13 protein-coding genes are annotated in these 8,745 nt (G+C 69.3%); 4 read left to right on the top strand and 9 right to left on the bottom strand.

Annotated features, from left to right (window positions below; all coding sequences use genetic code 11):
• Positions 1-407 (bottom strand): TRAM domain-containing protein (locus tag VFF46_RS05100; protein WP_325035848.1); only part of this gene is annotated, 407 nt, incomplete at its 3' end.
• A complete protein-coding gene (locus VFF46_RS05095; RefSeq protein ID WP_325035847.1) occupies positions 404-2,431 on the bottom strand; it encodes an APC family permease in 2,028 nt (675 codons plus the stop codon). The genes VFF46_RS05095 and VFF46_RS05100, both read right to left, overlap by 4 nt.
• 92 nt (positions 2,432-2,523) lie before the next feature.
• Between VFF46_RS05095 and VFF46_RS05090 the strand changes: the two genes are divergently transcribed.
• Together VFF46_RS05090 and VFF46_RS05085 are read left to right on the top strand one after the other, a co-directional pair.
• Positions 2,524-3,186, top strand: coding sequence for a TrkA family potassium uptake protein (locus tag VFF46_RS05090; RefSeq protein WP_325035846.1), 663 nt, complete (start codon positions 2,524-2,526; stop codon positions 3,184-3,186).
• Between the two features lie 9 nt (positions 3,187-3,195).
• Positions 3,196-3,873, top strand: a complete 678-nt coding sequence (locus VFF46_RS05085) for a TrkA family potassium uptake protein (RefSeq protein ID WP_325035845.1) — start codon at positions 3,196-3,198, stop codon at positions 3,871-3,873.
• 7 nt (positions 3,874-3,880) lie between these two features.
• On the opposite strand, the gene VFF46_RS05080 is transcribed toward VFF46_RS05085, so the two are convergent.
• The 4 genes from VFF46_RS05080 to dut form a co-directional block, all read right to left on the bottom strand.
• Positions 3,881-4,588: a DUF3159 domain-containing protein gene (locus VFF46_RS05080; protein ID WP_325035844.1), complete on the bottom strand. Its 708-nt coding sequence runs from the start codon at positions 4,586-4,588 to the stop codon at positions 3,881-3,883.
• Positions 4,581-4,970, bottom strand: coding sequence for an OB-fold nucleic acid binding domain-containing protein (locus VFF46_RS05075; protein WP_325035842.1), 390 nt, complete (start codon positions 4,968-4,970; stop codon positions 4,581-4,583). The genes VFF46_RS05080 and VFF46_RS05075 overlap by 8 nt, the downstream gene beginning before the upstream one ends.
• A 19-nt stretch (positions 4,971-4,989) precedes the next feature.
• The gene (locus VFF46_RS05070) at positions 4,990-5,631 is read right to left on the bottom strand and encodes a DUF3710 domain-containing protein (protein ID WP_325035841.1); all 642 of its coding nucleotides are present in this window, start codon (positions 5,629-5,631) and stop codon (positions 4,990-4,992) included.
• 87 nt (positions 5,632-5,718) lie between these two features.
• Positions 5,719-6,171, bottom strand: coding sequence for a dUTP diphosphatase (dut, locus tag VFF46_RS05065; protein ID WP_325035840.1), 453 nt, complete (start codon positions 6,169-6,171; stop codon positions 5,719-5,721).
• Positions 6,172-6,195: 24 nt separating this feature from the next.
• On the opposite strand from dut, the gene VFF46_RS05060 reads away from it, so the two are divergent.
• On the top strand, positions 6,196-6,645 hold the full coding sequence (locus VFF46_RS05060; protein WP_325035839.1) for a DUF3093 domain-containing protein: 450 nt from the start codon (positions 6,196-6,198) through the stop codon (positions 6,643-6,645).
• A 30-nt stretch (positions 6,646-6,675) separates the two neighbouring features.
• Complete coding sequence (locus VFF46_RS05055; protein WP_325035838.1) at positions 6,676-6,984, top strand: DUF4235 domain-containing protein; 309 nt, start codon at positions 6,676-6,678, stop codon at positions 6,982-6,984.
• A 90-nt stretch (positions 6,985-7,074) separates the two neighbouring features.
• Here the strand turns inward: VFF46_RS05055 and VFF46_RS05050 are convergent, their stop codons facing one another.
• The 3 genes from VFF46_RS05050 to VFF46_RS05040 form a co-directional block, all read right to left on the bottom strand.
• Positions 7,075-7,374: a DUF4193 domain-containing protein gene (locus VFF46_RS05050; RefSeq protein ID WP_130379292.1), complete on the bottom strand. Its 300-nt coding sequence runs from the start codon at positions 7,372-7,374 to the stop codon at positions 7,075-7,077.
• Between the two features lie 295 nt (positions 7,375-7,669).
• Positions 7,670-8,464, bottom strand: a complete 795-nt coding sequence (locus tag VFF46_RS05045) for an inositol monophosphatase family protein (protein WP_325035837.1) — start codon at positions 8,462-8,464, stop codon at positions 7,670-7,672.
• Positions 8,461-8,745 (bottom strand): ferrochelatase (locus VFF46_RS05040; protein WP_325035836.1); only part of this gene is annotated, 285 nt, incomplete at its 5' end. The genes VFF46_RS05040 and VFF46_RS05045, both read right to left, overlap by 4 nt.

Below are 8,745 nucleotides of genomic sequence, written 5' to 3'. Positions count from 1 at the left end.
CGCATCCGCGTCCGCCAGCCGAGGCCGTCGTCGCCGGGCGACTCCATCACGATCGTCCGGTCGATACCGCCGATCCGGCGCAGCGTGTCCGACACGACGGTCGCCTTCAGCCGGCGTTGCTCCACGATGTTGGCGTGCTGGAAGTCACAGCCCCCGCACAGGCCGGGACCCGCGTACGGGCACGGCGGCTCGATCCGCTGCGGCGACGGCGTCAGCACCGACACCGCGTCCGCCCGCAGGTACTTCGCGGTCTGCTCCGTGATCCGGGCGTGCACCAGCTCGCCCGGCAGTGCGTGCCGGACGAACACCACCTGCCCCTCGTGCCGGGCGACGCAGTGTCCCCCGTGCGCGACTGGACCTACCTCCAGCTCGACTACCGCCCCAACCAGACTGTTTTCGTCTGTCACCGATCTCCTGACGCCTTGCGGTCACCGCGCCGTACCTGGCCGGCTACCCGTTCCACCCGGTCCTGCCGCTCCTCGGCCCCCTGCGACGAGAGCAGCTGGTAAGGAACGGACGTAACCATCACACCAGGTGTGAACAAGAGCCGCCCCTTCAGACGCAGTGCGCTCTGGTTGTGCAGCAGGTGCTCCCACCAGTGGCCGACCACGTATTCGGGGATGTAGACCATCACCACGTCCCGCGGCGACTGCCGCCGGATGTCGCGCACGTACTGCAGGATCGGCCGGGTGATCTCGCGGTACGGCGAGGCCAGCCGTTTCAGCGGGATCGGGATGCCGCGGGCGTCCCACTCGGCCTGCAACGCGTCTGCCTCGTCCCGGTCGACGTCGACGGTGACGGCCTCCAGCGTGGACGGCCGGGCCGCCTTGGCGAAGGCCAGCGCCCGCAGCGTCGGCCGGTGCAGCTTGGAGACCAGGATGATCGAGTGCACCCGCGACGGCAGCATCAGCGGCTCGTCGTCCTCGGCGGACATCTGCCGGCGGACCGTCTCGTAGTGCCGGTGGATGCCCTTCATCAGCACGAACAGGCAGGCCATCGCGATGATCGCAATGTACGCGCCGTGGGTGAACTTGGTCAGCAGCACGATCACCAGCACCACGGCGGTCATCGTCAGGCCGATCGTGTTGATGACCCGGGAGCGGTACATGTGCCGCCGCTTGGCCGGCTCGGTCTCGGTCTTCAGGTGCCGGGTCCAGTGCCGGATCATCCCGAACTGGCTGAGCGTGAAGCTGACGAACACGCCGACGATGTACAGCTGGATCAGCTTGGTCACCTGGGCGTCGAACGCGATGATCAGCGCCATCGCGCAGAGCGCCAGCAGCACGATGCCGTTGCTGTACGCGAGCCGGTCGCCACGGGTGTGCAGCTGGCGCGGCAGGTACCCGTCGCGGGCCAGGATCGAGCCGAGCACCGGGAACCCGTTGAACGCGGTGTTCGCGGCCAGGACCAGGATCAGCATGGTCGCGCCGATCACCACGTAGAAGGCCGGCTGGAAGTTCGAGAACACCGAGTCGCCGATCTGGCCGATCACGGTCTTCTGGGTGTAGCCGTCGCCGACCGGCTGCCCGTTGCGGTACAGCTGGGTGGCGGGGTTCTCGGCGTACCGCAGACCGATCTTGCTGGCCAGGAACAGGATGCTCATCAGCATCGTGACCGCGATCGTGCCGAGCAGCAGCAGCGTGGTCGCGGCGTTCCGGCTCTTCGGCTTGCGAAACGCCGGTACGCCGTTGCTGATCGCCTCGACACCGGTCAGCGCCGCGCACCCGGAGGAGAACGCGCGAGCCAGCAGGAACACCGCGGCCAGCCCGGTGAAGACCCCCTGGCCGCCCTCGGCGTGCACCTCGAAGCCGGCACTCTCCGCCATCGGCAGGTTGCCGGCCGCGAGCCGGACCAGCCCCCAGATCGCCATTCCGATGATCGAGAACATGAAGATGTACGTCGGTACCGCGAACACCGCGCCGGACTCCCGGACGCCGCGCAGGTTCATCGCGGTCAGCAACAGCACCAGGCCGACCGCGAGCGGTACTTCGTGACCCTCGAGGAACGGCAGCGCCGACTTGGCGTTCTGGACGCCGGACGAGATCGACACCGCGACCGTCAGGACGTAGTCGACCATCAGCGCGCTGGCGACCGTCAGCCCGGCGGACGGGCCGATGTTGACCGTCGCGACCTCGTAGTCACCGCCGCCCGACGGATAAGCGTGCACGTTCTGCCGGTACGACGCCACCACGATGAGCATCACGAACGCGACCAGCAGGCCGATCTTCCAGGAGTAGCCGTACGCCGCGAGGCCCGCGATCGACAGCGTCAGGAAGACCTCGTCGGGGGCGTACGCGACCGACGACAGCGCGTCGCTGGCGAAGACCGGGAGGGCGATGCGCTTCGGCAGCAGGGTCTCACCCAGCTGGGTGCTGCGCAGTTTGCGCCCGAGCAGCAGCCGTTTACCGATATCGCCTAGAGCGGGAGTCACACCGGTGATGTTAGATGGCAGTCAGGAGCGTGTAGCGTCTACCTCTGCCGAAACCGACCCAGCGGCCCCATCGGGCAGGGAGTGATCACGGAGTGCACGTCGTCATCATGGGCTGCGGCCGCGTCGGGTCGATGCTCGCCCGCGGCCTGGAGAAACGCGGTCATACGGTAGCCATCATCGACCAGTCGGCGGACGCGTTCCGGCGCCTCAGCCCGGCCTTCACCGGCCGCACGATCGTCGGCATGGGCTTCGACCGGGAGATCCTGATCGAGGCCGGGATCGAGGACGCCGAGGCGTTCGCGGCGGTCTCGAACGGCGACAACTCGAACATCCTGGCCGCCCGGGTGGCGCGCGAGACGTTCGGGATCGGGAACGTGGTCGCCCGGATCTACGACCCGGGCCGCGCCGAGGTGTACCAGCGGCTCGGCATCCCCACCGTCGGCACCGTCCGCTGGACCGTCGACCAGATGATGCGCCGGCTGCTCCCCGAGGGCTCCGAGCCCGAATGGCGCGACCCGTCCGGTACCGTCCGGCTGGCCGAGGTGCACGTGCACGCGGACTGGATCGGCCGCGTCGCGCTCGACATCGAGAAGGCCACCGGCGCCCGGGTCGCGTTCCTGACCCGGCTCGGCGAGGGCATCCTGCCCAAGGCCGACACCGTCATCCAGGAAGGTGACCTGGTCCACGTCGTGATGCTGGAACGGGACGCGGCGACGATCGAGTCCCAACTCGGCACCAAACCTGAAGAAGCCTGAGGAGCTGTGATGCGGGTCGCCATCGCCGGAGCCGGGAACGTCGGTCGTTCGATCGCCGGCGAACTCCTGGAGAACGGCCACGAGGTGCTGCTGATCGACAAGGACCCGCGCGCCATCAAGGCCGAGTCCGTACCCCGCGCCGAGTGGCTGCTGGCCGACGCCTGCGAGCTGTCGTCGCTGGAGGAGGCCGCCCTGCAGCGCTGCCAGGTGGCGATCGCCAGCACCGGCGACGACAAGGTCAACCTGGTCGTCTCGCTGCTCGCGAAGACCGAGTTCGGCGTACCGCGGACCGTTGCCCGGGTCAACCATCCGCGCAACGAGTGGATGTTCAACGAGGCCTGGGGCGTGGACGTCTCGGTGTCCACGCCGCGGATCATGTCCGCCCTGGTCGAGGAGGCCGTCTCGGTCGGCGACCTGGTCCGGCTGTTCACCTTCCGCCAGGGCGACGCGAACCTGGTCGAGCTCACCCTCCCCGAGGACTCCCCGATGATCGGTCAGCGGGTCGGCGACGTCGACTGGCCGCTCGACACCGCCTTGGTGGTCATCCTCCGCGAAGGCCGGGTCCTCCGCCCGGACCCCGAGGGCACCCTCGAGCTCAACGACGAGCTGCTCTTCGTCGCCGCCGACGAAACCGAGGAACAACTGGAGACGATGCTCTCCCCGCAGCACCACCAGCGCGGGGAGTAACCCCGGGCTACGGGGCCGTGGGTGGCCGGGGCGACGACTGCGCCGGCTCCTCGGGCTTGGGCTCGGGGCGGGTGCCGCGGAGCAGGTGGGCGAAGTTGCCCTTCACCTCGTCCCACTTCTCGGCAGGCATCGAGGACCGCAGTACGGCGTACGCGGCCCAGAGCGTGACGGCGTAGAACGGGAGGCCGAGCCCGATCTTGGCGATGCCGAGGGCGTTCACGTTGTGGGCCAGGTAGAGCGGCACCATGATCACCAGGCGGATCGCGACCTGGCTGGCGAACACGATGGTCACCCGGTTGAGGCCGCGGAACAGGTCGGGGTCGTTGCGCCAGCCGAGCCACGTCTGGGTGATCACGCCGTACAGCAGGCCGAACAGCGGGTACCGGGTCACGATCGTCACCAGGTACAGCACGCCGTAGCCGGCGTTCAGCAGGATGCCGGGGAGGAACGCGTCCTGGGCCTGCCCGGTGTGATGGGCGGTCCACGCGGAGATCAGGACGCCGATGAAGCCCGCGATCACGCTCGCGATCGGCTTGCGGCGGACGATCCGGAACAGCGCGACCACGGCGGCCGACGCGATCGACACGATCAGCGCGAGCTTCAGGTTGTGGTCGCTGAAGCCGTAGACCAGGGTGAACGCGATCCAGGGCAGCCCGACGTCGACCATCATGCCGACCCAGCTGCCCACTCCCTTCGGAGCGGCGGGCTCAGCCATGGGCTTCTTGCGGCCGGAGCTCGTAGCGCGGGTTGAACATCACCCGGTCGCCGTCGACGACGCCGATCCGGCCGGAGGCGATCAGCTCCGAGCCGGCGTGGATGCCGCCGATCTTGCGCCGGCCGAGCCAGATCAGCTTGACCGTGCCGGTTCCGTCGTACAACTCACCCTCCAGTGCCGGTACGCCGCCGCGCGGGCTGAATGTGATCGTGCGCAGTGTGCCGTACAGCGTAACCAGCTCCCGGTCGTGGCAGCCGGTGATGGAACGCGCACCGCAGTCCTGCGCGAAGTCCTGGAGGACCTCCGCGTCCTGCTGGTCGCGGTCCCCGGCCAGGCCGCGGAAGGCACGCTTCCACAGCCCCTCGGGTTTGTTGCTACCCATGATCTCGAGTGTAGTCCGGTCAGGCCTGCTCGGTGTCGTTCGGCTGGGCGCCCTCGGGCAGCCGCAGCGGCAGCGACTCACGCACCGCCATCGGCTCGTTCCCACGGACGACGACGACGTTGCGCAGCGTCTCCAGCATCGGCTCGGCCGCGTCCGTCTCGACCGCCGCGCGGCCCAGGACCGTGGCGCGGAGCAGCCACCGCGGGCCGTCCACACCGAGCACGCGGGACGTCTGGCTGAAGACCTGGCCTTCGGGGTCCTCGACCGGGACGACGAGCACCAGCTCGGTACCGAACGGGCCGTCGGTCTCGGTCGCCGTACCACCCATCCGGGCGGCCTCGTCCATGATCTCCTGCCGGACCTCGTCCCAGATGCCGGCCGTCTTCGGCGCCGCGAACGCCCGCAGCTCGAGCGCGGAGTCCTCGAGCATCAGCAGCACCGCCTGCACCAGGCCGCTCTGCTCGTCGACCTGCAGCCCCAGCTCCATCCCGGGCATCCCGGCGACCCGGAGCGCGCCGAGGTCGATCCGGTCGTCCGACTCGAGGTCGGTGTCCTCGACCTCGGTCGAGTCGAACGGGCCCGCGGCGCGGACGTCCGGCGTCTCCTCGACGGTCTCGCTCGTCTCGGGCTCGTCGTTCTTGCCCTTACGGCGGAAGATCACAGCTGTTGCCTACTTCCTCGATGTTGGTACGGGCGCTGGCACCGCGCCGTAGTCTCGCGCATCCGACAGGTCAACGGGTGCACCTGATCAGCGTGTCACATCCCCGAAGCCGCCGGTCGACCCGTGTCCCCCGCTACCGCGGGCGGAGCCGGGGAGCGTGCCGACCTCGACGAACCGGGCCTTCTCGACCTGCTGGATGACCAGCTGCGCGATCCGGTCGCCACGCCGTACCGTCACCTCGGCCGCCGGGTCGAGGTTGATCAGGTTGATCTTGATCTCGCCGCGGTACCCGGCGTCCACGGTGCCGGGCGCGTTCACGATCGAGACGCCGTGCTTGGCGGCCAGCCCGGAGCGCGGGTGCACGAACGCGGCGTACCCGTCCTGCAGGGCGATCGCGATGCCGGTGCCGACCAGACCACGCTCCCCCGGCTTCAGGGTCAGATCGGCGGCCGCCACCAGATCGGCGCCGGCGTCGCCGGGATGCGCGTAGGACGGCAGCGGGAGGTCGGGGTCGAGTCGCTGGATCAGTACCTCGGTCACGAGAGGCGACCCTATCCTTGGGGTATGTATCGCGAGAGTCTGCGGGTGCCGGTGTCGTGGTGGATCATCGCCGCCGTCACCGTGATCACCCTGTTCGTCATCGTCGCAGTGCCGGTCGACACGGTCGCCGGCGCGATCGTCGGCGGGCTCGCCGCGGTGCTGCTGCTGACGCTGTTCCTCCGGTACGGCGGGGCCCGCGTCGAGGTCGACGACCGGCGGCTGCGGGCCGGGCGCGCGGAGATCGACCGTACCTACCTGGGCGACGTCGAGGCCCTCACCGGCGACGCGGCGCGGCACGCGTTCGGCCGGGACTGCGACCCGAAGGCCTACCTGGTGCTGCGCAGCTACCTGCCGGGCGCGGTCCGGGTGCAGATCACCGATCCGGGCGACCCGGCGCCGTACTGGCTGATCGCCACGCGGCACCCCGAGCGCTTGGCTGCCGCCCTGAGTGGGCACCGCGTGGCAAGATCCTGACTGTCAGCAGTCGTACGAGGAGGGTTTGCAGTGGTCGGAGCGAAGATCGGCTGGAAGCTGGTACAGGCCGCCTTCACGATCGTGGTGGGCCTGGCCGCGAGCAAGGCGGTCAGCACGGCCTGGAAACTGGGATCGGGCGGCAAACCGCCGAAGAACGGCCAGGGCGGGTACGCCGAGGTCGCCACCTGGGCCGCCGTCAGCGCCGGGGCCGCCGCCGCTGCCCGGCTGTTCGCGGAGCGCCGCGCGGCCGCGTACTGGCTGAGGTCCACCGGCTACGCCCCGCCCGGCTACGACGCGGACACGCTGCGGAAGAGCATCACGAAAGACGGCGAGGAGTAATACGGCGAGGAGTAATCAGGACAGCACAGCGGGACCGTTCCACGAACTGTGGAACGGTCCCGCTGTGCTGTGACGAAGTAGGGCTCGCGCTCAGGCTGCGCAGTCGCGGCAGATCAGCTGCCCGTTCTTCGTTTCGGCGAGCTGGCTGCGGTGGTGAACCAGGAAGCAGCTCGAACAGGTGAACTCGTCCGCCTGGCGCGGAAGGACCCGGACCGCCAGCTCCTCGTGACTCAGGTCCGCGCCGGGCAGCTCGAAGCTCTCCGCGGCCTCGGCCTCGTCCTCGTCGACCTTGCCGGAGTTCTTGTCGTGACGCCGAGTCTTCAGCTCCTCGATCGACTCTTCGGAAGCGTCCTCGTCCGTCTTGCGCGGGGCGTCGTAATCAGTCGCCATGGTGTTTCCCTGCCCTCTTCGTACCCGTGGTGTTGCCTGCTGAGCCCTTGAACGGGTGGAGCGGCCGAGAAATTCCGCGTCGGAGCACCGCGCCGAATCTTCGTCCCCCGAAACCCTTGACAGCCAGGCCGGGATCGGCAATCACCGTTCCCGAGGACGGGATTGTGCCCTATAAAGGCCCGCAATGCACGACTGGGTCCATGGTGTGACCCGCGTGTCGCAACAAACGTCAGTACCGAACACAGGAATGCTCGTTAGTGCGCAGTACTGCGCAGAAATGAACACTCAGAGAACTCTAAGCGCGTAGTGGGTCGGCAGCCGCCAGCACATCGTGGAACGGCGCGAAGAGCGCCGGACTGGCCGCGATCGACATCTCCGGTGACACCGGCGCCCCGTGCAGACCGCCGACGGTGGCCCCGGCCTCGGCCGCGATCAGCGCGCCGGCACCGTAGTCCCACGGGTTCAGCCCGCGCTCGAACACCACGTCCAGCCGGCCGCACGCGACGTAGCACAGGTCGATCGCGCCGACCCCGATCCGGCGGATGTCGCGGACCTTGGTGATCAGGTGCTGGATCACCTCGCCCTGGACCTGGCGGCGCGCCGGGTCGTACCCGAAGCCGGTGCCGACCAGCGCCTTCGCCAGCTCGGTCTCGCCGGACACCTGGATCGGCCTGCCGTCGGCGAACGCGCCACCGCCGAGCGTCGCGGTGAACACCTCGCCCTTCGGCGCGTCCACGACCACCCCGGCGACCGTCTCACCGTCGACCTCGACGGCGATCGAGACGGCGTACGTCGGGAGGTCGTAGAGGTAGTTGACCGTGCCGTCGATCGGGTCGACCACCCAGCGCACGCCGCTGGTGCCGACCACGTCGTCGCCCTCCTCGCCGAGGAACGAGTCGTCCGGCCGGGCCTTCAGCACCCGGGCGCGGATCAGCTCCTCGGACTCGCGGTCGACCGCGGTCACCACGTCGGTGATCGTGCTCTTGGTGTCGGCGACCGTGATCGTGCCGCGGCGGCGCTCGACGATCAGCCGCGCGGCCTCCTCGGCGACGTCGACAGCAAGCTTGAGCAGTTCATCCGGGGAGGTCATACGGCTTCCTCAGCCTTCGGTCGGCGGAGCGGTGGGCAGCAGTCGTGGCGGCAGTCGTCCCAGGCGGGGCCGAGCTTGCCGACGCAGGGGCGCTCCGGCTGCTCGCCGCGCTCGGCGGCCGCCCGCTCGACCACCAGGTCGCGGAGCATCGTGACGAACTTCTCGTCGGTCCCCGGGGTCGCGGCCCGCGCCATCGGCAGACCGAGCTTCGCGGCGGTCTTCGCGGCCTCGGTGTCGAGGTCGTAGATGACCTCCATGTGGTCGCTGACGAACCCGATCGG

The sequence above is a fragment of the Kribbella sp. genome, from assembly GCF_035655035.1.
Taxonomy (GTDB): domain Bacteria; phylum Actinomycetota; class Actinomycetes; order Propionibacteriales; family Kribbellaceae; genus Kribbella.
Note: the sequence above shows the minus strand (reverse complement) of the source record. Positions and strands in the feature narration are given on the sequence as shown.